The 22181-nt window shown below is 67.9% G+C and carries 24 protein-coding genes and 1 pseudogene; 20 read left to right on the top strand and 5 right to left on the bottom strand.

Annotated elements, in window-relative coordinates:
• Positions 1–44 precede the first annotated feature (44 nt).
• From ASJ79_RS07410 to ASJ79_RS07330, 17 genes are all read left to right on the top strand, one after another.
• Positions 45–707 carry a GntR family transcriptional regulator gene (locus tag ASJ79_RS07410; RefSeq protein WP_067954074.1) on the top strand — a complete coding sequence of 221 codons (663 nt, stop codon included), beginning with the start codon at positions 45–47 and terminating at the stop codon, positions 705–707.
• 262 nt (positions 708–969) lie between these two features.
• Complete coding sequence (locus ASJ79_RS07405) at positions 970–1974, top strand: D-glycerate dehydrogenase (protein ID WP_067954073.1); 1005 nt, start codon at positions 970–972, stop codon at positions 1972–1974.
• 28 nt (positions 1975–2002) lie between these two features.
• Positions 2003–3058 (top strand): ABC transporter substrate-binding protein, encoded by a 1056-nt coding sequence (locus ASJ79_RS07400; RefSeq protein WP_197420113.1) that lies wholly within the window; start codon positions 2003–2005, stop codon positions 3056–3058.
• The gene (locus tag ASJ79_RS07395; protein ID WP_067954071.1) at positions 3024–3890 is read left to right on the top strand and encodes an ABC transporter permease; all 867 of its coding nucleotides are present in this window, start codon (positions 3024–3026) and stop codon (positions 3888–3890) included. The genes ASJ79_RS07400 and ASJ79_RS07395 overlap by 35 nt, the downstream gene beginning before the upstream one ends.
• On the top strand, positions 3887–4687 hold the full coding sequence (locus tag ASJ79_RS07390; RefSeq protein ID WP_067954070.1) for an ABC transporter permease: 801 nt from the start codon (positions 3887–3889) through the stop codon (positions 4685–4687). Before ASJ79_RS07395 ends, ASJ79_RS07390 begins: the two co-directional genes overlap by 4 nt.
• Positions 4688–4717: 30 nt before the next feature.
• Positions 4718–5452: an ABC transporter ATP-binding protein gene (locus ASJ79_RS07385; RefSeq protein ID WP_067954069.1), complete on the top strand. Its 735-nt coding sequence runs from the start codon at positions 4718–4720 to the stop codon at positions 5450–5452.
• The gene (locus ASJ79_RS07380; RefSeq protein WP_156448320.1) at positions 5449–6450 is read left to right on the top strand and encodes an amidohydrolase family protein; all 1002 of its coding nucleotides are present in this window, start codon (positions 5449–5451) and stop codon (positions 6448–6450) included. The genes ASJ79_RS07385 and ASJ79_RS07380 overlap by 4 nt, the downstream gene beginning before the upstream one ends.
• 24 nt (positions 6451–6474) lie before the next feature.
• The gene (locus tag ASJ79_RS07375) at positions 6475–7128 is read left to right on the top strand and encodes a hypothetical protein (RefSeq protein ID WP_156448319.1); all 654 of its coding nucleotides are present in this window, start codon (positions 6475–6477) and stop codon (positions 7126–7128) included.
• Complete coding sequence (locus ASJ79_RS07370; protein WP_067954066.1) at positions 7125–8126, top strand: Gfo/Idh/MocA family protein; 1002 nt, start codon at positions 7125–7127, stop codon at positions 8124–8126. Before ASJ79_RS07375 ends, ASJ79_RS07370 begins: the two co-directional genes overlap by 4 nt.
• Before the next feature lie 53 nt (positions 8127–8179).
• Positions 8180–8827 carry a cysteine hydrolase family protein gene (locus ASJ79_RS07365; protein ID WP_156448318.1) on the top strand — a complete coding sequence of 216 codons (648 nt, stop codon included), beginning with the start codon at positions 8180–8182 and terminating at the stop codon, positions 8825–8827.
• A gap of 254 nt (positions 8828–9081) precedes the next feature.
• Complete coding sequence (locus tag ASJ79_RS07360; protein WP_067954064.1) at positions 9082–10113, top strand: ABC transporter substrate-binding protein; 1032 nt, start codon at positions 9082–9084, stop codon at positions 10111–10113.
• A gap of 2 nt (positions 10114–10115) precedes the next feature.
• Positions 10116–10949, top strand: a complete 834-nt coding sequence (locus ASJ79_RS07355; protein WP_067954063.1) for an ABC transporter permease — start codon at positions 10116–10118, stop codon at positions 10947–10949.
• Positions 10946–11734, top strand: coding sequence for an ABC transporter permease (locus tag ASJ79_RS07350; protein WP_067954062.1), 789 nt, complete (start codon positions 10946–10948; stop codon positions 11732–11734). The genes ASJ79_RS07355 and ASJ79_RS07350 overlap by 4 nt, the downstream gene beginning before the upstream one ends.
• A 25-nt stretch (positions 11735–11759) precedes the next feature.
• Positions 11760–12518, top strand: coding sequence for an ABC transporter ATP-binding protein (locus ASJ79_RS07345; protein WP_067954061.1), 759 nt, complete (start codon positions 11760–11762; stop codon positions 12516–12518).
• A gap of 42 nt (positions 12519–12560) precedes the next feature.
• The gene (locus ASJ79_RS07340) at positions 12561–13253 is read left to right on the top strand and encodes a hypothetical protein (protein ID WP_067954060.1); all 693 of its coding nucleotides are present in this window, start codon (positions 12561–12563) and stop codon (positions 13251–13253) included.
• Positions 13250–14254, top strand: coding sequence for an amidohydrolase family protein (locus tag ASJ79_RS07335; protein WP_067954059.1), 1005 nt, complete (start codon positions 13250–13252; stop codon positions 14252–14254). Before ASJ79_RS07340 ends, ASJ79_RS07335 begins: the two co-directional genes overlap by 4 nt.
• On the top strand, positions 14242–15234 hold the full coding sequence (locus ASJ79_RS07330) for an amidohydrolase family protein (protein WP_082753699.1): 993 nt from the start codon (positions 14242–14244) through the stop codon (positions 15232–15234). The genes ASJ79_RS07335 and ASJ79_RS07330 overlap by 13 nt, the downstream gene beginning before the upstream one ends.
• Here the strand turns inward: ASJ79_RS07330 and ASJ79_RS07325 are convergent.
• Genes ASJ79_RS07325 through ASJ79_RS07305 form a run of 5 tightly spaced genes read right to left on the bottom strand, consistent with a single transcriptional unit; the run spans position 15231 to position 21140 of the window.
• Positions 15231–16289, bottom strand: a complete 1059-nt coding sequence (locus tag ASJ79_RS07325; RefSeq protein ID WP_197420112.1) for a low specificity L-threonine aldolase — start codon at positions 16287–16289, stop codon at positions 15231–15233. The genes ASJ79_RS07330 and ASJ79_RS07325 overlap by 4 nt on opposite strands.
• 1 nt (position 16290) lies before the next feature.
• Positions 16291–18642 (bottom strand): AAA family ATPase, encoded by a 2352-nt coding sequence (locus ASJ79_RS07320; RefSeq protein WP_067954095.1) that lies wholly within the window; start codon positions 18640–18642, stop codon positions 16291–16293.
• Entirely contained in the window at positions 18639–19322 is a 684-nt protein-coding gene (locus ASJ79_RS07315; protein WP_067954057.1) for a TVP38/TMEM64 family protein, read from the bottom strand. Before ASJ79_RS07315 ends, ASJ79_RS07320 begins: the two co-directional genes overlap by 4 nt.
• Positions 19323–19350: 28 nt before the next feature.
• On the bottom strand, positions 19351–20112 hold the full coding sequence (locus ASJ79_RS07310; RefSeq protein WP_067954056.1) for an SDR family NAD(P)-dependent oxidoreductase: 762 nt from the start codon (positions 20110–20112) through the stop codon (positions 19351–19353).
• 11 nt (positions 20113–20123) lie between these two features.
• On the bottom strand, positions 20124–21140 hold the full coding sequence (locus tag ASJ79_RS07305; protein ID WP_067954094.1) for an acetamidase/formamidase family protein: 1017 nt from the start codon (positions 21138–21140) through the stop codon (positions 20124–20126).
• Positions 21141–21189: 49 nt separating this feature from the next.
• Here ASJ79_RS07305 and ASJ79_RS07300 point away from each other — a divergent pair, with 49 nt between their 5' ends.
• From ASJ79_RS07300 to ASJ79_RS34965, 3 genes and pseudogenes are all read left to right on the top strand, one after another.
• Entirely contained in the window at positions 21190–21621 is a 432-nt protein-coding gene (locus tag ASJ79_RS07300; protein WP_067954093.1) for a nitroreductase family deazaflavin-dependent oxidoreductase, read from the top strand.
• A 37-nt stretch (positions 21622–21658) separates the two neighbouring features.
• Positions 21659–22075: a pyridoxamine 5'-phosphate oxidase family protein gene (locus ASJ79_RS07295; RefSeq protein WP_197420111.1), complete on the top strand. Its 417-nt coding sequence runs from the start codon at positions 21659–21661 to the stop codon at positions 22073–22075.
• Positions 22076–22095: 20 nt separating this feature from the next.
• Positions 22096–22181 (top strand): annotated as a pseudogene (locus ASJ79_RS34965) (TetR family transcriptional regulator); the annotation flags it as partial.

The raw sequence follows: 22181 nt of genomic DNA, 5'->3' as shown, positions 1-22181 counted from the left end.
ATGCAGAATCGAATATGTCATCTGTCGCCCGGGGAGGGGTCCACATGGAACTCAGCCGTTCCGGAACCGAGCGTCAGACGGCTCATGAATTCGTCCGGGAGGCGTTGCGCCGAGCGATCTTTCGCGGTGAACTGGCCGCAGGCGAACATCTCATCCAGTCCGAGATCGCCTCGTCGCTGAGCGTCAGCGTGACTCCAGTCCGCGAGGCGCTGCGCGACCTTGCCACCGAGGGGCTGATCACGCTGGACAGTCACCGGGGCGGCATCGTGCGCGGAACCAGCCGTGAGGACATGGAGGAGATCCTGCAGATCCGGGAGAAGCTCGAGCCGATGGCGGTCCAGCTGGGCGTCAGCAACGCCACCGCCGACGAACTCAACCGGGCCAACCAACTCGCCGAGATGATGATCGGGGAGACCGATCTCGGTGCGTGGGTCGAGCTGAACCGACGCTTCCACTGTCTGCTGCACGACGCGATGCGGTCCCGGCATCTCACCGCGATCTTCAATCGGCTCGAAGACGCGGCGGCGCTGTGCACCGCTCAGTCGCAACAGATCGAGCCGTCGATTCGCCGCCGTGCCAACAAAGATCACCTCGACCTGCTTCGGGCCTACCGCGAGCGCGATGCGGAATCTGCGCTGGCCATCCAGATACCCCATTCCGCCCTTTCGTTGAAGTCGCTGCCGCGCAAAACCGGTTCGGCCGGCTAGGCGTTCGCCTCCGTTTCCCCGGCGGGCCGGATCCCCGCCACGTCAGAGTCCGCAGCTGCCGAGAATCTATAACATATATATCGCAGGAACCTGGGCAGTCTAGCGCGCTCGTGCAGTCCCTGGCGGCGGTAACAACGTTGACATTCAGCGTAATCAGCCGTCTCACAAGGGTTAACGGTTCGGAAACCTACGTTGATCACATAACATATATGTTCGATGCCTGTTGCGACCTCGCATTCACCGATCAAAGGAGCACGGTCAGTTGAGCAGGCCAAGGATCTTCGTCGTCCAGCCCATCCCCGAGGAGGCGCTGTCGACACTGCGTGAAGTCGGCGACGTGGAGGTGTTCGAGAAAGACCGGATGATCAGCCGGGATGAACTCAAAGCCGCTCTCAGGCGCTCGGACTATCTGTTCACCCTCGGCGACACCACCATCGACGACGACATCCTCGACGCCAACCCCGACCTGCGCGGCATCGCGGCGATGTCGATGCTGCTCAACGTGATCGACATCCCCGCCGCCACCCGGCGGGGGATCCCGGTGACGAACATCCCGCACGTCATCGGCCGTACCACGTGCGACCTGACGATGGCGATTCTGCTGGGCCTGGCGTGGCGCATCGTCGAGGCCGACGCCTTCACCCGCGCCGGACGGTTCCGCCAGGAGCAGTCGATGTCGCTGATGTGCCATTCGGTCACCGGTAAGACCGTCGGGATGATCGGCATGGGGGAGATCGGTCAGCACATCGCGCTGCGGGCGCGCGCTTTCGAGATGGACGTCATCTACAACAAGCGCACCCGACTGTCGGCCGAGCGTGAGAACGAACTCGGGATCAGCTGGCGAGACGACATGGACGACGTGTTCCGCGAGGCGGACTTCCTGGTGGTGATGGCCAAGTACACCGAGGAGACGCACCTGATGATCGGCGAGCGTCAGTTCGGTCTGATGAAGCCGTCGGCGTACTTCATCAACACCGCCCGCGGACGCATCGTCGACGAGCCTGCGTTGGTGAAGGCGTTGCAGGACAAGACGATCGCCGGAGCGGGTCTGGACGTCTACTGGTGTGAGCCACCGGTCGGGGAGCCCGCGCCGTCTCCGGAACTGTTCACGATGCCCAATGTCATCCTGACGCCCCACATCGGGAGCGCGACCTGGGAGTCCCGTCGTGAGATGGCGCAGCTCTGCGCCCGCAACATCGTCGCCATGGCCGCAGGGCAGCGGCCGCCGGACCTCATGGACGAGTCGGTCTATGCGATGGCGCACTGACACCACGAACAGATTGGACACCCTGGCTATGAACCGAACCTGCGGCCCACTGCGCCGCGCTCTTGTGCTGGCGGCCACGGCCCTCACCGCGATCGGTCTGACGGCGTGCGGCAGCGCCGACGACGCCGCACCCGCCGCCTCCGTCGGCGAACCCGGCGTCATCCGCTTCACGTTCTCCCCGGACCCGGTGTGGGACTGGTTGTCCGACACCGGGATCCGCGAGGAGATGGAGAAGGAATCCGGAATCACGATCATCGACTCGTCGAGCTGGGACGAGTTCGCGCTGTTCGCCGGTGGTCACGCCGACATCGTGTCGCTGGGGACCTACGAGCTGCCCGAACTCGAAGCGGCCACCGGCGTGGACACCGTCACCTTCGGGAAGTACAACCGCGCCAAGGACATCTTCGTCGTCGGCAAGGACTCGCCGGCCCAGACCGTCGCCGACCTCCCCGACGGGGCGAAGATCGGCGTGTTCAGCACCGTCGGCTCGACGATCATGTGGTCGTCGATCGTCGAGAAACTGCACGGCAAGGACTTCCGCGGCGACGGCGGTGACTACGAACTCATCGTCGCCGACTCGCAGAACCTGCCGCAGCTGCTGGCCCGCGGAGATCTCGACGCCGCCGTCATCGACCCCCAGTACGGCATCGCCGAACTGAGCTCCGGCGCGGTCAAGCCCCTCTATGACGGCAAGTCCACCGCCGACATGTACGCCGAGGCGTTCGCACCCGGTCACGAAGGACTGATGAGCAACCTGTTCGTCGCCCACAAAGACTGGTACGACAGCCATCCCGAGGAGGTCGCGTTCTTCCTGGAGCTGTGGGAGCGGGGCCTGCAGGAGTGGCAGCAGAACCGCGACGAGATCGTCGCGGCCTACCCCGAACACTTCGCGGCCAACTCCGAAGCCGACCAGGAGTTCATCAAGAACTACCTCGACACCAACTTCGACTGGTTCGTCGACTCGGTGTACCTCGACCAGACCTGGATCGACGCGGAGAGCGGCGTGTTCCCGGCCATGGAATCGACCGGTCAGGCGGAAGAAGGCATCGGTGACGACATCGATTTCGCCGTCGTTCAACACTGACACCCGTCCGGCGGACAGCGCGGTCCGCCTGACCGGTGACCTCAAGGCCCTGGGGGTGGCCCTGGTCGGCACCCGGATCGGCAAGGTCATCCTGGTCGTCGCCGGATGGTTGCTCCTGATCGGCGTCTGGGGCTGGATCTCGACCTTCTTCGTCCCCTACGTCGTGCCCTCGCCGCTGCAGGTGCTGCAGGCCATGTGGACGCAGCTGAGCTCCGGTGCGGTCGCCGAGAACTTCATGTGGAGCCTGTCCAAGACACTGGCCGGTTTCGCGATAGCAGCCCTGATCGGCTTCCCGGTCGGAATCCTGATGGGGCGCAGCAGATTCTGGAAATCGTTCTTCCACGAGCCCATCGTGCTGGTGGCCAACATCCCGGCCATCACCTACGCGGTGCTGGCGCTGGTGATCTTCGGCATCGGCGTCGAGGGCGCGATGGTCGTCGTCGCGCTGTCGACGATGCCGAACATCGCGGTCAACGTCGCCGCCGGTGTGGAGAACATCGACAAGGACCTGCTGCGGATGAGCCGGGCCTTCGACCGCAGCGAACGGGACATCCTGCGCAACATCGTGGTCCCGGCGGTCACCCCGTTCGTGTTCACCGGGATCCGGACCTCGTTCGCCGTGGCGTGGAAGGTCGTCGCCCTGACCGAGGTGTTCGGCGGATCCAACGGCATCGGGTTCATGATCCGGCGGGCCTACCAACTGTTCTCCGTCGCCGACGTGCTCGCGTGGCTGCTGTTCTTCGTGATCCTCATGCTCGTCATCGAACGGGTCGTGCTCCTGCGCCTGGAGCGCCGACTGTTCCGCTGGCGCGCCCCCGGAGTGCTGTCATGACCGTGGCGCAGCGGTTCTTCACGCCCGAGCGCCGCGGCAGATTCGCCGCGTGGGCGCTGGGGCTGATCGGCTGGCAGGTGCTGGCGACCGCGTACCCCAGAGTCCCGTCGATGGCCGACGTCCTGCGCTTCCTGGCCGCCGAGACCCGCGACGGTGAACTCGTGGCCAACCTGCTGCCGACCATCGGCAGGCTCGCCGCCGGCCAGGGCGCGGCGATCCTGGTGGGCATCGCGCTGGGCATCCTGATCGGCTCCAGCATCGCGTTCCGGCTGCTCTTCGGCGACGTCGTCACCGTGGCGCTGGCGCTGCCGGCGTTCGTGTGGGCGCTGTTGGGTGCGCTGTGGTTCGGCTTCGGTTGGCGCGGACCGGTGCTCGCGGTGTTCCTGTCGGCGCTGCCGTTCGTCGCGGTCAACGTGTCGATCGGCGTCAACGGGGTTTCCGGCCAGCTGCGGCAGATGTCGGCCTCGTTCGGGGTGCCGCGGTCCCGGCAGCTCCGCGACCTCGTCATCCCGGCCGTGACCCCCAACATCGTGGCCGGAATCCGGCTGTCCACGGTGATCGCGTGGAACGCGGTGCTGATCTCCGAGTGGTTCGGGTCCCGCATCGGGGTCGGCCATCGCGCCCGGTACTGGTACGACGGGAACAACTTCGACGGTTTCGTCGCCTGGGCGGTGTTGTTCATCGCACTGATCCTGGTGCTGGACCGGGTGGTGCTCGAGCGCCTGTCCCGCCGCGCGTTCCGCTGGCGGCCGCCGGAGGCGGTCCAGGCCGAACAGCACAGGCCTGTGAATGTCTGATCACCTCAACGCAACCGCGGACGGAGTCCCATGGCAACCCTGATCGCCGATCGCATCACCAAGCAGTTCCCCGCCCGCAGCCGCGGCCAGGAACCGGTACGGGCGCTCAACGACATCAGCATCGAGATCGACGGCAGCCAGTTCGTGTCGATCGTCGGCCCGTCGGGCTGCGGGAAAAGCACTCTGCTGAACATCATCTCGGGGGTGGACACGCCGTCGGCCGGGCATCTGTCGATCACCGAGAACGGTAAACCGGCCCGGCTCGGCTACGTCTTCCAGGACCCGAGGCTGCTGCCGTGGCGCACCATCATGGACAACATGCTCTACGTGCACGACGACCGCGGCGCGCAGCGCCGGGAGTCGGTGCGGCGCCACCTGGAGATGGTCAAACTCGACGACGTCGAGAACCTCTACCCCAACCAGCTCTCGGGCGGCATGCAGCAACGGGCCGGCATCGCCAGGGCCTTCTCGGTGGATCCCGACCTGCTGTTGATGGACGAACCGTTCAGCCACCTCGACGCCATCACCGCCCGCGCGCTGCGCGACCAGTTGCAGGAGCTCCTGGCGCAGCGCCCCACCACGGTGCTGTTCGTCACCCACGACGTGATGGAGGCGGTGCAACTGTCCGACCGGATCATCGTGCTGGCACCCGGCGGCGTGATCCACGCCGACATCACGATCGACCTGCCCAGGCCGCGCCGGGCCACCGACCCCGCCGTAGCCACCATGCAGGCCGGCATCTTGGAACGATTCGAGGCGATGTGAACACCACCACCACTACCACAACAACATCCCCGCCACCCGTCGTCGACGTGCACGCCCACATGACGGTGCAGCGCTTCCGCGACGCGATCGGCCGCAACGAGTGCTGGCACGGGATGACCGCCGCCGACGGCGAACTCGACAACCCGCGCAACCACTACAGCGTCGCCCGCCGGCTCGAGGAGATGGACAGGATGGGTGTCGACATACAACTGGTCTCACCCACCGACGCCTTCTACCAGTACCGTCAGGACCCGGCGACCACCGCGGCCATCGCGCGGGAGGTCAACGACGAGCTCGCCGAGCTCAAACGCGCGCACCCGACCCGGTTCGGCGCGCTGGGGACCCTGCCCATGCAGGACCCCGACCTCGCCGTCGCCGAAATAGTCCGGGGCATGCGTGATCTCGACCTGAACGGCTTCATGATCGAAGACCACGTGAACGGGCTGACCTATGACAGCCCGGTTTTCGGACCGGTGTGGCAGGCGGCCGAGGAACTCGGCGCGTTTCTGCTCATCCACCAGAACATGCGGACCTCGGTCGCCTACCGGAGCCGGTCCTACTTCCTGCCGAACTCGATCGGTAACCTCGTTGACCGCGCGATCACGTTCGCCACGTTCGTCTACGGCGGGGTGATGGACGACTATCCCGACCTGAAGATCTGCCTCGGCCACGCCGGTGGTTACACGCCGTACGCGCTGGACCGGCTCGACCACGGCTGGCACGTCTGGCCCTGGTCGCGTGGCCGGATCACCGCGCCGCCCAGCACCTATGCGAGCCGCTTCTACTACGACAGCGTCACCTACCAGGCGCGCACGTTGCGGTTCCTCATCGACGTCGTCGGCGCCGACCGGGTCATGCTGGGCACCGACTGGCCGGCCCCGATGGCGATCGACGACCCCGTGGAATGGCTCACCGAGCAGACGGTCCTGAGCGCCGCGGAGAAGGATCTGATCCTGCGCGGTACCGCCGCCTCCCTGTTCGACCGCGTATCCGCCTGAACCCGAGAAGAAATGGAGACAACGATGCCGGGCACCGCGCCCTGCCCCGGGGTATATGTCGAGCTCGTGTCGGTCACCGACGACGACTACGGCCCCTGGGGTTCCTGGTACGACACCACCTACCGCACCGCACGCGCGAACGTTCCCGGTGTCGTCTCCGTGCGGCGCTGCCGTGGAGTCGTCGGCTCCGCGCCGGCGATGGTGGTCTACGACCTCGACGACTTCACCGTCCCCTACAGCGCCGAATGGCGGGCGGCCGACGCCGAGGCGGCCACGGCAGGCCCCGCGCCGGTGCCCGCGCCGTCCTTCGACGACGTCGACGGACGGGTGTACCGGCAGATCTTCACGTCCTCCGATGTCCCGTACACCGCCGAACCCACCGCCATCCTGCACGGGGCGTTCTTCGAGGTACCGTCCCGAGACCAGGACGAATTCAACGACTGGTACAACACTGAGCACGTGGAGTTCGTCAAGATCGTCGACGGTTACCTGAACTGCCGGAGGTTCCAGGGCCTCGACAACCTCACCAAGTTCCTCGCGCTCTACGACGTGGTCAGCGTCGACCATTCCGACGCCAAGAACGTCCACCCGCAGAACTTCACGCCGTGGGCCAACCGGGTGCGGGCCAAGCTGCCCACCTATCGTGAACGGCGCCTGTTCCGGGTGGACGCCCGATGAGCATCGGGTGGGGGCTCATCGGCATCGGCGTACTCGCCGACCTGTCGATCGCACCCGCGGTCGACGGGGACAGCGCAGCGCACCTGGCCGCGGTCTGCAGCCGCAGCGGCGAACGGGCCAAGGCCTTCGCCGCCAAGCACGGCGCGGCCGCCGCCTACGACGACTACCCGCAGATGCTCGCCGACCCGGGGGTGGACGTCGTGTACATCGCCTCGCCGAACGCGCTGCACGCCCCGCACACGCTGGCGGCCGTGGAGGCGGGCAAGCACGTGCTCGTCGAGAAGCCGATGGCACTCGAGCGGGCGGACGCCCACGCGATGGTGGATGCCGCCGCGGCCAACGGAGTCCTGCTGGGCATCGGATTCCATCTGCGGCACAAGGAGACTGCCCGCAGGGCGCGGGAGACGATCGCCGCGGGCGGAATCGGGGACGTCTTCTATGCCGAGATGGCAGTCGGTGCGGGCAAGGGTCTGTACCCCTACGACACCTGGCGTGCCGAACCCGCACTCGCCGGCGGAGGCTCGCTGCTGCACCAGGGCACCCACGCGGTCGACCTGGCCGCGTTCCTGTGCGGCCACCCGATCGTCGAGGTCACCTGCATGACCGACCTCGACGCCGACGAGGACGTCTTCGTGGGCACCTGCCGGCTGGCCGACGGCACGTTGGTGAACATGGCCTCCCACAGCAAGCGGCCCGGAACCCGCCCGGACTGGACGGTGTTCGGCACCGCGGGCTGGCTCGACGCGCGCGGCGGAACCAGTCCGGCCCCCGGAGACACGCTCGATCTGCACGACGACAACGGCACCACCCGGCTCGCGACCTCGGCGGTGTCCGCATATGCCGGCGAGGTCACCGCGTTCACCGCCGCGGTGCGCGGCGGTGAACTGAACGGGGACGGCGCCGACGGGCTGCGCGCCGTCTACGTCGCCGAGGCGTTGTACCGATCGGCCGCCGACAGACGAACCGTGCCCGTCGACCCGGCGGCACCCGGCCGGTGAGCCTCGACCACATCGATCTCCAACTGCGGCAGTGCTTCCGGTTACCCGGGGGCATGCCCGAATTCAGGCTGGATCCGGGCCGGGCGGCCCTGGTGGTGATCGACATGCAACGCCTCGACGCCCACCGGGACGGCGAGTTCGGACGGCGGGCGGACGTGCACGGGGTCCGCGGCCACGTCGAATGGTTCTTCGATCGGCTCGAACACCTGACGGTGCCCGCCATCGCGGCGCTGCTCGCCGCCGCCCGGGAGGCGGGCATGCCGGTGGTCCACACCAGGATCGCGTCACTGACCGGGGACGGGCGCGACCTCGGATGGCGCTACCGATACTGGGACATGACCGCCGGCGTGGACGAACCGGATTCGGAGTTCCTTCCCGAGGTGGCGCCGGTGCCCGGGGACATCGTCATCAACAAGACGACCACCAGTGCGTTCATCGGCAGCCACATCGACCGCATCCTGCGCAACCTCGGCGTCGAGCAGTTGGTCGTCTGCGGTGTGATGACCAGTGGATGCGTCGAATCCACCGTGCGGGACGCCGCCGACTCCGGGTACCACGTGCTGGTCGCCGAAGAGGCGTGCGCGGCGCTGACCGAGACCGCGCACGTCAACTCGATCAACGCGATGCACCCGGTGTTCGCCACCGTCGAACCACTCGCCGCGGCCCTGGCGCGGTTCACCAGACCGCCGGCCGACCCGTGATCGGAAGCAAAGGTGCAGGCGCGACCCATGTTTCGGCACGACGCGAGATCTTTACATCTGTGAAACCAAACCGAACCCGCAGGCGCCTAACGTGATTTTCCTGTCACTCAGCTAGGTATTACGGCCTCCGACGGGTTTTAGATGCGCATCGCCGCAGCGGTACCGAGTGGCTCAGCTGCCGCTGCGCGTGTTCGCGTGGCGACCCGTCACCGGCGACGGTTGTCAGCATGGCACCGGACGTAGGAGGTCCAACAATGATGAAAGCGTTGTTCTGTGCGGTCAGCGCCGGCGTGCTGGTCGCCACCGGTTGTTCGGGGCCCGCCGAGTCGGCCTCCAGCGCCGCCGACAGCGACGAAAACGTCATCCGCTTCACGTTCTCGCCCGACCCGGCCTGGGACTGGATCCAGGACCAGGGGATCCTCGAAGAGATGGAGGCGGAGTCGGGGTACCGCATCCTGCAGACCATCACCTGGGACGAATTCGGCCAGTTCGTCGGCGGGCACGCCGACGTCATCTCCATCGGTACCTACGAGCTGCAGAACCTCGAACAGGAGACCGGGATCAAGACGGTCACCTTCGGCAAGTTCAACTATGCCAAGGACGTCATGATCACCGCGAACCCGGAGTGGGAGACCGCCGCCGACCTGCCCGAAGGATGCAAGATCGCCGCCGAATCGGTGGTCGGCAACGCGTTGATCTGGCAGGCGCTGCTCGACCAGATCGACAAGCGCGAACTCGCCGAGAACGGCGAGGACCTCAACCTCGTCACCGCCGACTACCAGATCATCCCGAGCCTCGTGCAGGAGGGCGAGGTCTGCGCCGCGTTCGCCGACCCGACCCAGTCCATTCCCGAATTCGCCTCGGGCGCACTGAACATCATGTACGACGGCAAGTCGGCCTCCGAACTGTACGGCGAGTCGATCGCGCCCGGGCACCGTGGCGTGATGAGCAACCTGTTCGTCGCCCGGAAAGACTGGTATGACACGCATCAGGACGAGGCGGCGTTCTTCCTCGCGGTGTGGCAGCGGGCGCTCGACGAGTGGGCGGCCCACCGCGAGGAGATCATCGACGCGTACCCGGAGCACTTCGCGGTGGAGTCGCCCGACGAGGCGGCATGGATCAAGGCCTACTTCGGTAACACCTTCGACTGGTTCGTCGACTCGCCGTACCTCGACCAGCAGTGGGTCGACGAGGAAGAGGGCATCTACGAACTCATGAAGACCGCGGGCGTCGTCAACGCCGACACCGCGGACCCGGAGATGGTCGTCGTCTCCCCGCAGTCGTGACCATGCGTTCTGCCACGACGAGACGTTCGCTTGCCGCTCAGGGCTATTCGCTTGCCGGCATCGCGGTGTTCATCGGGATCTGGGCGTACGCGGCCTCACGGATGGAGCCCTACGTGCTGCCCTCGCCGTGGTCCGTGGCGTCACGGATGGCGGAGTTGGTGGTCACCGGGGACGTCCTGCACAACTTCCTGATGAGCTTCTGGCGGGCCGTCCTGGGCTGGGTCATCGCCGTGGTCGCCGGCACGGTGATCGGCTTCCTGATGGGCCGCTTCCGCTACGCGCGGTCCTTCTTCCACGACCTGATCTACCTCGCGGCGAACGTCCCGCTGATCGTCTACGCCATCGTGGCGATCATCGTGTTCGGGATCAGCGGTATGGGCCCGACATCGGTGGTGGTGCTGTTCGTCCTTCCGTCGATCGCGCTCAACGTCGCCGCCGGAATGATGTCGGTGGATCAGGACCTGGTCGGGATGAGCAACGCGTTCAACCGGACTCGCCTGCAACTGATCAGGCACGTGCTGATCCCCACGGTCACCCCGTTCGCCTTCGCAGGCGGCCGGGTGTCGTTCGCCGACTCGTGGAAGCTCGCCGCGCTGGTCGAGACATTCGGCGGAGACAGCGGCGTCGGCTATCAGATCTCGCGGTCCTACCACCTCTTCTCGGTGCGGGACCTGTTGGCCTGGATGGGTTTCTTCGTCATCTTCGTCGTGCTCATCGAACGGCTGGTACTGGTCAACGTCGAACACCGGTTGTTCCGCTGGCGGACGGAGACACCGCCACGGCGGCGCCGGCTCGTTCGCCGGAACCCGCCGCAGCCGGCCCGGGTCGGCGCGTGACCACCACCGTCCAGCGGGACAGCCGCGCCTGGCTGCGGTCGGACCGGGCGGCGCGCTACACCGCACGGCTGCTGGTCCTGGTCGGCTGGCAGCTCATCGGCCTTCTGTCCGACCGCATCCCGACACCGCTGGGCACGGTGCAGTTTCTCATCGACGAGACGCTGCGCGGGGAACTGTGGATCCATCTGACCTGGACGCTGCGCCGGGCGGCGATCGCGCTGACGGCGGTGCTCGTCCTCGGGGTGCTGATCGGGTGGGCGATGGGACGCTGGTGGCGGGTCGGCGCGTTCTGCCGGGACATCAACACCGTGCTGCTGGCGCTGCCCGCGTTCATCTGGGCGCTGCTGGCCGCGATCTGGTGGGGATTCTCGGAAGTGGGGCCGTTCGTGGTGCCGGTGCTGGCAGCCACCCCGATGCTCGTCGCATCGACTTTCGAAGGGGCCAAGGCGCTTCCGCGGCCGCTGCTGGAGATGTCGGCGGCCTACCACGTACCCCAGCGGCGGGTGTTCTCCACGCTGGTGCTGCCGGCGATGGCGCCCTACATCATCGCCGGGTTCCGCTACGCGGTCCTGGCGGGCTGGGGAGCGCTGTCGCTCGTCGAGTTCTTCGCCAGTAACTGGGGCGCCGGCTACCGTGCCGCGTTCTGGTATGACGCGGGCAATTTCGACGGACTGATGGGGTGGGGGCTGATCGAGATCGCCGTGATCCTGGCCGTCGACCGGCTGATCCTGGAACGGCTGTCCCGATGGTCACGGCGTTGGCAGGAAGGAACGGAGCGATGGTGAGAAGTACGAGCAGACCGGAGGATCCATGGCGACCCTGATAGCCGACCGCATCACCAAGGTCTACCCCGCCCGCGCCGATGGCCAGAGCAGTGTGCACGCGATCGCCGACCTCACCTTCGAGATCTCCGGGCACACCTTCGTGTGTCTGGTCGGACCGTCCGGATGCGGCAAGAGCACGTTCCTCAACCTGGTCTCCGGTGTCGAGAACCCGACGTCGGGATCCCTGTCGGTGTCCGGTGAGGCGTCTCGGGCCACCATCGGATACGTCTTCCAGGACCCGCGACTGCTGCCGTGGCGCACGGTCCTGGACAACATGACCTACGTGCACGACGGCGGTGACCGCAAGAGCAGGCAGCGAAAGTGCCTGCACTACCTGGAGATGGTGGGCCTGGCGCACACCGCGTCGATGTATCCGGCGCAGCTGTCCGGCGGGATGCGGCAGCGCATCGGCATCGCCAGAGCCCTGTCCATCGAACCGGACCTGCTGCTGATGGACGAGCCGTTCAGCCACCTCGACGCCATCACCGCGCGCAGCCTGCGCACCGACCTGCAGCAGCTGTGGCAGGACTCCGGTGCGACCGTGCTGTTCGTCACCCACGACGTCAGCGAGGCGGTGCAGCTGTCCGACCGGATCCTGATGATGAACACCGGCGGCACCCTGTACGCCGACATTCCCATCAGCCTGCCGCGGCCCCGACTGCAGACCGACCGGGCCGTGGTCACCCAGCAAGCCGACGTGCTCGCGCTGTTCGAGCAGATGCGCCTCGAGCCCGTCACCACCTGACCCACCCACTGTCTCACCACTTCTCGAAGGGAAACCGTTCTGATGTTGCGCCACAGTGCGTTCTTCATGCTCCGTGAGGACTCCACCCCTGAGCAGCAGATGCTCATGCTCAAGGGTCTGGCCTACATGCGATTCGCCTGCCCCAGCGTGCGGGCCCTGGATTTCGGCACCGACCTGTTCGGCGGGTCGAGCCTGCTGCGTGAGGTCAAGCCGTGGAAGCGCACGCCGCTGTGGCGCAGCCGCAGACTGGGGCCTGCGGTGAACTACGATGTCGCGCTGCACCTGGACTTCGACGACCAGGCCGGACTCGACGACTACAACGACGACGACGTCCACCATGAGGTCGCGGTCTACAACGCCTCGATCTGCCGTGGCGAGATCACCGCTCGTGTCGACTGGTGGTACGAGGGCGAGCCGGCCATCGTCAAGAACCAGGTCAAGCACTCCGCGATGTTCCTCTGGGCCGACGAGACCGACGAGGCCGGTAAGGAATCGGCGCTGGAGGCACTGCGCGGGCTTCAGGAGGTCCCGCAGGTCGAGCAGGTGGTGATCGGCAAGAACGTCGGCACGCTGAGCACGGACTTCGACTTCGTCGTCGACATCCGCTGCCGCACTCAGGAATCTGCCGCGGAACTGCTCGCCGGTGAGGAGTATGCGCGCGTGATGAAGCAGGTCGGGGAGGCCACCCAGTACGAGTGGACCGCACGCCTGTCCCACACCATGCACGGCCTGTGACGGCGCCCCACGCCATCGTCGACGTCCACGCCCACGTCACCCCCCGGTGTTTCAGCGACGAGGTGCTGGCGGGCCGGGACTGGCACGGCATGACCGCGGCGGACGGTGAGCTGCACAACCCGATGAACCGATGGACGCTCGAGCGTCGCGTCGAGGCGATGGACGCCGACGGCATCGACGTGCAACTGACCTCGCCGACCGACGTGTTCTACCAGTATCACCGTGCCCCGGACGACGCCGCCGCGATCGCCCGCAAGGTCAACGACGAGATCGCCGAGATGGTCCGCGCGCTTCCGGACCGCATCGCCGGGCTGGCCACCGTGCCGATGCAGGACACCGGTCTGGCCGTCGCCGAACTCGAAAGGGCGGTCGGTGAACTCGGACTGCGCGGAGTGATGATCGACGACCACGTGAACGGGCACACCTACGACGAGGCGCGCTTCGACGGGTTCTGGGAAGCCGCCGAAGAGCTCGGCGCGCTGGTCTTCGTGCACCAGTACGCGCCCACGTCCGTGGCGGCCCGCATCGACAGGTTCTTCTTCTTCAACTCGATCGGGAACCTCGTCGACCGCACCATCACGTTCGGCGCGCTCGTCTACGGCGGCGTGATGGACCGCTACCCCGGCCTGAAGGTCTGCCTCGGCCACGCCGGGGGCTACACCGTCTTCGCGCTGGACCGGATGGACCAGGGCTGGCGGGCGTTCCCGGCGCTGCGCGGCGCCGCCACCGCACCGCCGAGCACCTACGCGCGCCGGTTCATCTACGACGCGGTGACCTACGAGCCGAGAACCCTGCGCTACCTCGTCGACGTCGTCGGTGCAGACCGGGTGGTGCTCGGTACAGACTGGCCGGCGCCGATGCGGGTGCTCGACCCCGTCCGGCGTCTGGTGCACATCGGGGTGCTGTCCGAAGACGAGATCGAGTCGATCCTGCGGGGGACCGCCGCGTCGCTGCTCGGCGACGTGACGCGAAGAGAGGTGCACAAGCCGTGTCCGTCATAGACGTTCATTCCCATGTCACGCCGCCCAGTTTCCGGGAGGCGGTGCTGGGCGGGGGCTCCTGGCACACGCTGACCGGTGAGATCGGGGAGCTGGAGATCCCGGAGTTCTCGATCGCGCCGGGCGACCGCATCGCGAAGATGGACGCGGCGGGCGTGGACATGCACGTGCTCACGGTCAACAACGACTTCTACCGCTATGAACTGGATCCCGCGGTGACGCAGGACATCGCCAGGGCGTGCAACGAGGAGATCGGCGCGATGATGCGCGACCATCCCGACCGGTTCACCGGGTTGGCGACGGTGCCGATGCAGGACATCGACATGGCGATCGCGGAGATGGAGTTCGCGATGACCAAACTCGACTACCGCGGCATCACGGTCAACGACCACGTCAACGGCCTGACCTACGACGACCCCCACTTCTACCCGTTCTGGGAGGCCGTGGAAGCGCTCGGCGCGGTGGTGTTCTTCCACCAGTGCGGACCCACCCTGGTCAAGGCGAGAACGTCGCGCTACGCCCTGCCCAACAGCATCGGCAATCTCGTGGACCGCGCCGTGACGTTCGGCACGCTGGTGTTCGGGGGGATCATGGATCGCTATCCCGACCTGAAGATCTGTCTCGGCCACGCCGGTGGCTACGCCGCGTTCGGCGTCGCCCGGATGGACAAGACGTGGCGCGCGGCGGACCTGAACGTCCCCGAATTCGCCGACGCCAAAACGAATCTGAGCGCTCCCCCCAGCGAGTACCTGTCCCGCTTCTACTACGACTCGTGTACCTACACCGAAGCCACGCTGCGGTTCCTCATCGACGCCGTCGGGATCGACCGGGTGGTGCTGGGCACCGACTACCCGGCGCCGATGGTGCAGGAGGACCCGGTCACCTGGCTCGAGAGCATGCCGGGAATCACCGACGCCGAGCGGACAGCGATCCTGTCGACCAACCCGGCCGCGATGCTGGGCCTGGATCCGGCCGCCGGCTAGGACGGGGGAGCGAGCACCGCGAGCGCGTCGTCGACCTCGGCTTCGGTGGTCGCCCACGAGCAGACGAACCGGACCACCGGCTCGCCGAGGTCGGGCTGATGCACCGAGTACGCGTCGGACAGCCGCCGGTGCGCCTCGGGACCGAGCCGGACGAACACCTCGTTGGCCTCGGCCGGGGAGGCCAACGGCAGGCCGTGCGCTTCGAGGCCGGTGCTGAGCCGGCGGGCCATCGCGTTGGCGTGCGCGGCGTTGCGCAGCCAGAGCCCGTCGTCGAACAGCGCCGCGAACTGCGCGGCGATGAACCGGTGCTTGCTGGCCAGATGGCCGATCTGCTTCTGCGCGTAGTGGATCCCGTCGAAGTGCTCGGGGCGGCGCACCAGGATCGCGTCTCCGAACAGCAGGCCGTTCTTCGTTCCGCCCACGCTGACGATGTCCGCGTCGCCGATCGCTTCCAGCGGTGACACCCCAAGTGTGGCAACCGCATTGGCGATGCGGGCGCCGTCGACGTGCACCAGCAGGCCCAGTGTGTGGGCGCGGGCGATGAACTCGGCCAGCGCCGGGGCCGGCCACACTCGTCCGTTCTCGGTGGACTGGGTGACCGAGACGATGCGGGGCTGCGAATGATGGACGGCGGACGAGCGCTCGCGCGAGGACCTTGTCTCGGTGCGGCCCAGCACCCGGCGTTCGAGCTCGTCGGGCGCGATCAGACCGTCCACGCTGGGCAGCCGCGTCAACTGCGCACCGGACATCCGGACCAGCCCACCGGCCTCGTCGACCAGAACGTGCGCGACGTCGCTGCAGAAGATCTCGTGCCAGGGCCGCACCGCCGATGCCAGCGCGATGATGTTGGCCGCGGTGCCGGTGAACGTGAACAACACGTCGGCGCCGGGCGAGTCGAACGCCGTCCTGATGGCGTCGGCGGCCGCGGCGGTCACCGGGTCGCTGCCGTAGGACGGTGCAGGCCCGTCGTTCACCCCGAGCAGGGCCTCGAGCACCTTCGGATGCGCCGGCGCGGCGTTGTCCGAGGCGAAGGCAGAAGACGGCACGCGGTCCACCCTATTCCGCCGGGACTTCCGCGGCGGCGCGCAGCCAGGCGAAGAACTCGTCGGCGCTGAACACCGGCTTGCCGTACTCCCTGGCCTTGCGTGCCTTGCCCGACTGGGTGCCTGCCTCGGCCGTGACGAGCACATCGCAGCGGGTTTTGGTCACCGATTGCACCGGCGTCAACCCCGCGGCCGCCGCCATCCGCTCGATCTCGTCGCGCTCCACGATGCGCCCGGACGGATCCTGGGCGGTGCCGGTGAAACAGATACGCATCCCGGGTGTGAGGGTGGCGTTGATGTCGTGGCGCGCCAGAAGTTCGGTGCCCGAGAGTATCTCGACACCCAGGAGTGCCTCGACACGCCGTAACCGGTCGATGACCTCGTCGGTGAGCGGCACCCGCGCCACCGCCGCGCGCAGCTGGTCGGCCACCGACTGCCGCGCCGCGGGTTCCCAGCCGGTGTCGTCGCGGACGGCCGGTGCGTCCCCGCCCAACAGCACCGCACCGACGTCCCGGCTGATCCGCAACACCGCCGACAACCCGGGCAGGTGATCGGCCTCCGGGGTCGGTGTCGACACGTCCCGGCTCACCAGAAGCCCCGCGGTCTCCACGGATTCGGGGTCGTCGAACGCCGACGCGCCGGACTCGGAATCGACGCTACGATGCACCCGCAACGCCGACCTGGCCCGCTCCAGCGCGGTGCTCCCCGTGACCCGGGTGCCGCGCAACTCGACGCCCAGCGGCATCGCCGTCACATAGCCCAGCCGCTTGAGCTCGAAGTCGAGCAGACCCAGTTGGTCGTCGATGCCGGCGCCCACCGGGGTGGACCCGGCGAGCATCGGCGCGATCACCGCCCAGGCCTCGCGCAGAGTCGGCGCCAGCAGCACGTCTGAGACGGTGATCCCGAACCGTGACCGGGCGTCGGCAAGGTCACGCTGCGGGTTGACCAGCGTGGTGATCGCGGTGCCGTCGTCGAACGCGACGGCCAGCTCCACCGGCCGTGGACGCGACATCCGGCCCTCGTCGCCGACGGTCAGCATCCCGATCGCGCAGTACCGGCGCGCCGCCGATTCGCCGGCAGAGGTGCGCAGGAACCGGGCGATGCGCCGATCGGTCTTCAGATCCTTCGGCAGCACAGGCCTTTTCAGCACCAGGCCGGCCAGCGACGTGCACCGGCTCAGCGCCACGTAGAGCTGGCCGGTCGAGAACATGCCGCCGGTCAGGTCGACGACCACCCGGTCCAGCGTCTGGCCCTGGCTCTTGTGGATGGTGATCGCCCACGCCAGCTTGAACGGCAGCTGGGTGTACGCGCCGACGACCTCGCGGCCCAGCGCTGAGCCTGTCATCACCGGCCGCGTCACCTCCCAGGTGAACGGGGTGACGTCGGCGGTGGTGCCGTCCGGGAACTCGACCTCGACCACGGCGCCGTACCGGTCGTAGCCGACGCCGGCCACCCGGCCGACCGTGCCGTTGACCCAGCGGTTGCCCTGGTCGTTGTTGAGCATCATCACCTGCGCGCCGACCTTGAAGCGCAGCGTCTCCTCGACCGGCGGCTCGAACAACGCCAGATCGCCGGATGCCCTGGCGTGGTGCGTCATCTCGTCGCCGGGCAGCCGCTCGAGCTGTTGGCGGTTGCGTGCGGTGACGAGGCGGTTGGTCGGCGCCAGCGTCAACCAGAACTCGTCGTCAGGCGGGACGAAATCCCGGTCAGCGCGTGCGTTGAGCTGTTCCTGCGCGTGGCCCAGCAGTACACCCTCACGAATCTCGTTGAGAATGGCCGTCATCCGGTCGTCGCCGAGCTGGCGGAACACCGTCGTCAACGACACCGTGGGGAAATCGGCGCGGTCGAAGGAGCGCGCCGAGAAGAAGTACGGCGTCTCGTAGGTCGACGAGAAGAACGGGGCCTCATCCTCGCGGACCACCGGCGGCAACTGGTAGAGGTCACCGACGAGCACGATCTGCACCCCGCCGAACGGTGTGCCCGGTGCGGGCCCGAACCGCTCCAGCGCGGCGGCGATCATGTCGAAGATGTCGGCGCGCACCATCGACGCCTCGTCGATGATCAGGGTCTGCAATGAGGCCAGCGTCTTGGTGAACCGGCCCGGCCGGTAACCGCCGCTGCGGATCTCCTCCAGCGTGGTCGTCGACCGGAAACCGAACAGCCGGTGGATGGTGTAGCCGTCGACGTTGAGCGCCGCGATGCCCGTCGGCGCGACGACCACCACGTTGCGGTCGGTCTCGGCCAGGAAGCGGCGGATCAGCGTCGACTTGCCGGTGCCGGCCTTGCCGGTCAGGAACAGGTGCTCACCGCCGGCCAGCAGGTCCAGCGCGTGGCGGAACTCCTCGGTGACGACGAGGCCCGTCATCCCCGCGACCGCCACCGCTGCCAGCCGCGCCGGGCCGCGAACGCACCGACCACCGCCGTCACGCACCACACCACGACCGCGGCGACCAACAGCGGCGCGGAGAACTCCCCGAGGCTCGATCCCACCGCGGTGTAGGCGAACGCCTTGGGCGCCGACCCGATGAACGCCCCGGCGGCCATCTGCCACAGCGGGACGCCGAACGCGCCGAACGTGTAGGAGGCCAGCGCGTCGTTGACGCCCGGAATCCAGCGCTGGCCGACGACGGCCCACAGCCCGCCCCGCCGGATCAGCCCGTCGATCCGGGCCGCGCGGTCCGGGCCCAGCAGCGAGCGGGCACTGTCGCGTCCGGCGCGCCGCCCCGCGAACGCGGTGATCACCGCCGACCCGATCGTCGCGCCCAACGTCACGAACGTGCCCAGCAGCGGGCCGAACAGGAAACCACTGCCGGCGGCCAGCAGCGGGCCGGGCACCAGCAGCGCCCCGAGCACCGACGACACCGCGACATAGGTCAGCGGCGCCAGCGGGCCGGTCGACTCGATCAGCCCACGGACGTCCGCGACGTCGATGACCCGCTCGATCGCGGTCAGGTAGAACAGCGCCGACAGCACCGCCACGAACAGCGCGAGCCGGGTGATGTGCCTGCGCCGGGAGGTCTCGGGGGTGCCGTCGGTGTCAACCATGCCCCCGCAATCCTGCCCTACGCCGGGGTCACAGCTGGACGCCGCGGGTGAGGGCGCCGTCGACGAGCAGGTTGGTCCCGGTGATGAAGCCCGCCGCAGGACTGGACAGGAACACCACCGCGTTGGCGACCTCCTGCGGTGTCGCCATCCGGCCGGTGGGGTTGAGCGCGAGCGCGGACGCGAACAACTCCGGGTCGTTCCGCTCGATCGTCGGCCACACCCCGCCGGGGAAGTACGTGTTGCCGGGGCTGACGGTGTTCGCGCGCACCCCCTGCCCGGCCAGCTTGAACGCCAGACCCTGGGTGTAGTGGATGATCGCGGCCTTCATCGTGCCGTACGGGCCTGCGGCGAAGTCGATCTCGCGACCCGACACACTCGAGATCGTCACGATCGACCCGGCGTCCGAGGCCAGCAGATGCGGCAGTGCCGCGTCGACCAGGCCGACCGTGCCCATCATGTCCACCTCGAACGAGGTGCGCCAGTTCTCCGGGGTTTCCGGGATCGCGAGCGCGCTGACGTTGGCGACCACGCCGTCCAGGCCGCCGAACGCGTCGGCGGTGGCGTTCACCCACGCCGCGACCGCGGCGCCGTCACCGACGTCGACCGCGGTGCCCACGGCGGTTGCGCCGTCGGCGGTCAGCTCGGACTGCGCCTCGGCCACCGCGTCCGGGGTGCGCGCACAGTAGGCGACCGCGGCGCCCTCGGCCAGCAGACCCTCGACCACCGCGCGGCCGATGCCGCGCGTACCGCCTGTGACGGCGAAACGCTTACCCGAAAGTCCGAGATCCATTGTTGTTCTCCTCAGTAGTTGATGGCGCCCAGAGAGCTTGCTGCCGAACGTAGGTCGGCGTGAATGCCGCCGTATGCGGATGCCGTGGGCAGCAGCCGCTTGTCGATCTTGGTCACTGCGCTGTAGTTGGTGTCGACGACGTTGGCGATCGGCGCGAGGGAGATCTGGGTGAGCAACTGGTAGGCGTCGAGGCGGTCGAGTCCGTAGAGCTCACCCAGCCAGGTGATCATCTCGACCTGCCCCGCGCGCCACGCCTCTTCCAGCGGCCGGCCGGAACCGACGCACATCAGATGGGTGTCGGTCTCCAGGCGCGGCCACGCCGGACCACCGCCGCCTTTGATCAGGTCGACGATCGCGGTGACGTGCATGGCGCCCTCGACGGCAGTGCCGCACGACTCGCCCTCACCCTGGCGGTAGTGCCCGTCACCCAGGGAGAACAGCGCCCCCGGCACGTTGACCCGCAGGAAGCACGTCGCGCCCGCCGTCATCTCGGGGGTGTCCATGTTGCCGCCGAACACGTCGGGCACCAGTGACGTCCGCACCTCGCGGCGCGCGGGCGCCACCCCGACGGTGCCCAGCATCGGGTTCGACGGCAGCGCGACGCTGAAGTCGCTGCCCTGCGCATTGAACGCCAAAGTCTTTGCCGCCGAATCGTATTCGTAGATCCAGGTGCGCTCGGGCAGCGCGGCCTGCAACGTCGGGCTGACCGGCACACTGGTCAGCCCACCGAAGAACGGGATCAGCGTCGACGCGCCCCAGGTGCGCGCCGGGGTCAGATCGACCAGGTGCACGGCCAGCGTGTCACCGGGCTCGGCGCCCTCGATCCAGAACGGCCCGGTCTGCGGGTTGAGGTCCTCGGTGTCCAGCGCGGTGGTGGCGACGTCGTCGGCGCTGGTGATGCGGCCGCCGAAGGCGTCCTCGGTCCACAGCGTCAGCACGGTGCCCGGACGGATCCGTCGCACCGGCTCCGCGCCACCGAAGGTGAAGCTGAACTGATCGGGCGTCGGGACGAAGGTGACGTGGTCCATGTCGATCATCCTCACCCGGTGACGGCTGGGCCGCCATACGATGGGCCCCATGGCTGACCAGATGGCCGGAGAGCGCGACTTCAATCAGCGCAACATCGACGAGTTCCGCGCCAACGGCGGCAAGGTCGGCGGCCAGTTCGAGGGTTTCCCGCTGCTGTTGCTCACCTCCACGGGCGCCAAGAGCGGGCAGCAGCGGGTGAACCCGGTGGCCTACTTCGACATCGACGACACGATCTACGTCGTCGGCTCGTCGGCGGGGCGGGACCGGGATCCCGCCTGGGCGTACAACCTTCGGGCCCACCCGGAGGTGAGCGTCGAGATCGGAGCCGACCCGCCGCGGGCGGTGACGGCCCGGGAACTTCCGCGGGAGGAACGCGACCGGGTCTATGCGGCCATCGTCGAACGGGCGCCCGGCTTCGCCGACTACGAGACCCGTACCGACCGCGTCATCCCCGTCTTCGAACTGGTCGGCCGGAACTGACGGGAATGTGACCGGGCTCGCACAGGTTGGGTCAGGCATGGCGAAGATGACCAAGGACGAACGTGAGCAGTACCTGGCCGGCCTGCACGTCGGCGTGATCGCGGTCGAGCGCCCGGACCGGGCCCCGCTGTCGGTGCCCATCTGGTACGGCTACCAGCCCGGAGGCGAGGTGCTGCTGTGGACCGATGCCGGCACGGTCAAGCACCGCTTGATCCGGGACGCGGGCCGATTCTCGATCACCGTGCAGGACGAGCAGCCGCCCTACAAGTACGTCACCGCTGAAGGCGACGTGACGTCCATCGACGCGGCTCAGGACGCCGAGGCGCGCGCGATCGCGGTGCGCTATCTCGGTGAGCAGGACGGCGCAGCGTTCACCGACCAGAACCTGACGCCGAACTCGATCATCATCCGGATGAAACCGCAGCGCTGGCTGAGCGTGGACTACTCCGAGTAGCTTTCAGGCCGGTGCCGGTGCCGGTGCCGGTGCGGGTGCTCGACGGGATCAACAGCTGCCTGCCCGATCTCCCCGTCGACGTCCGGGTGGAGCGGAACATCATGGG

This window comes from Mycobacterium sp. NAZ190054 (assembly GCF_001545925.1).
Classification (GTDB): Bacteria; Actinomycetota; Actinomycetes; order Mycobacteriales; family Mycobacteriaceae; genus Mycobacterium.
This window is presented reverse-complemented; position numbering and strand designations above follow the sequence as displayed.

What these genes read in the sequence shown, in the direction of transcription:
- ASJ79_RS07410 (WP_067954074.1), top strand. Translation starts at nt 45, where the DNA reads ATGGAACTCAGCCGTTCCGGAACCGAGCGTCAGACGGCTCATGAATTC.
- ASJ79_RS07400 (WP_197420113.1), top strand. Translation starts at nt 2,003, where the DNA reads ATGAACCGAACCTGCGGCCCACTGCGCCGCGCTCTTGTGCTGGCGGCC.
- ASJ79_RS07390 (WP_067954070.1), top strand. Translation starts at nt 3,887, where the DNA reads ATGACCGTGGCGCAGCGGTTCTTCACGCCCGAGCGCCGCGGCAGATTC.
- ASJ79_RS07385 (WP_067954069.1), top strand. Translation starts at nt 4,718, where the DNA reads ATGGCAACCCTGATCGCCGATCGCATCACCAAGCAGTTCCCCGCCCGC.
- ASJ79_RS07375 (WP_156448319.1), top strand. Translation starts at nt 6,475, where the DNA reads ATGCCGGGCACCGCGCCCTGCCCCGGGGTATATGTCGAGCTCGTGTCG.
- ASJ79_RS07370 (WP_067954066.1), top strand. Translation starts at nt 7,125, where the DNA reads ATGAGCATCGGGTGGGGGCTCATCGGCATCGGCGTACTCGCCGACCTG.
- ASJ79_RS07365 (WP_156448318.1), top strand. Translation starts at nt 8,180, where the DNA reads ATGCCCGAATTCAGGCTGGATCCGGGCCGGGCGGCCCTGGTGGTGATC.
- ASJ79_RS07360 (WP_067954064.1), top strand. Translation starts at nt 9,082, where the DNA reads ATGATGAAAGCGTTGTTCTGTGCGGTCAGCGCCGGCGTGCTGGTCGCC.
- ASJ79_RS07355 (WP_067954063.1), top strand. Translation starts at nt 10,116, where the DNA reads ATGCGTTCTGCCACGACGAGACGTTCGCTTGCCGCTCAGGGCTATTCG.
- ASJ79_RS07345 (WP_067954061.1), top strand. Translation starts at nt 11,760, where the DNA reads ATGGCGACCCTGATAGCCGACCGCATCACCAAGGTCTACCCCGCCCGC.
- ASJ79_RS07340 (WP_067954060.1), top strand. Translation starts at nt 12,561, where the DNA reads ATGTTGCGCCACAGTGCGTTCTTCATGCTCCGTGAGGACTCCACCCCT.
- ASJ79_RS07320 (WP_067954095.1), bottom strand. Translation starts at nt 18,642, where the DNA reads ATGACGGGCCTCGTCGTCACCGAGGAGTTCCGCCACGCGCTGGACCTG.
- ASJ79_RS07315 (WP_067954057.1), bottom strand. Translation starts at nt 19,322, where the DNA reads ATGGTTGACACCGACGGCACCCCCGAGACCTCCCGGCGCAGGCACATC.
- ASJ79_RS07310 (WP_067954056.1), bottom strand. Translation starts at nt 20,112, where the DNA reads ATGGATCTCGGACTTTCGGGTAAGCGTTTCGCCGTCACAGGCGGTACG.
- ASJ79_RS07305 (WP_067954094.1), bottom strand. Translation starts at nt 21,140, where the DNA reads ATGGACCACGTCACCTTCGTCCCGACGCCCGATCAGTTCAGCTTCACC.
- ASJ79_RS07300 (WP_067954093.1), top strand. Translation starts at nt 21,190, where the DNA reads ATGGCTGACCAGATGGCCGGAGAGCGCGACTTCAATCAGCGCAACATC.
- ASJ79_RS07295 (WP_197420111.1), top strand. Translation starts at nt 21,659, where the DNA reads ATGGCGAAGATGACCAAGGACGAACGTGAGCAGTACCTGGCCGGCCTG.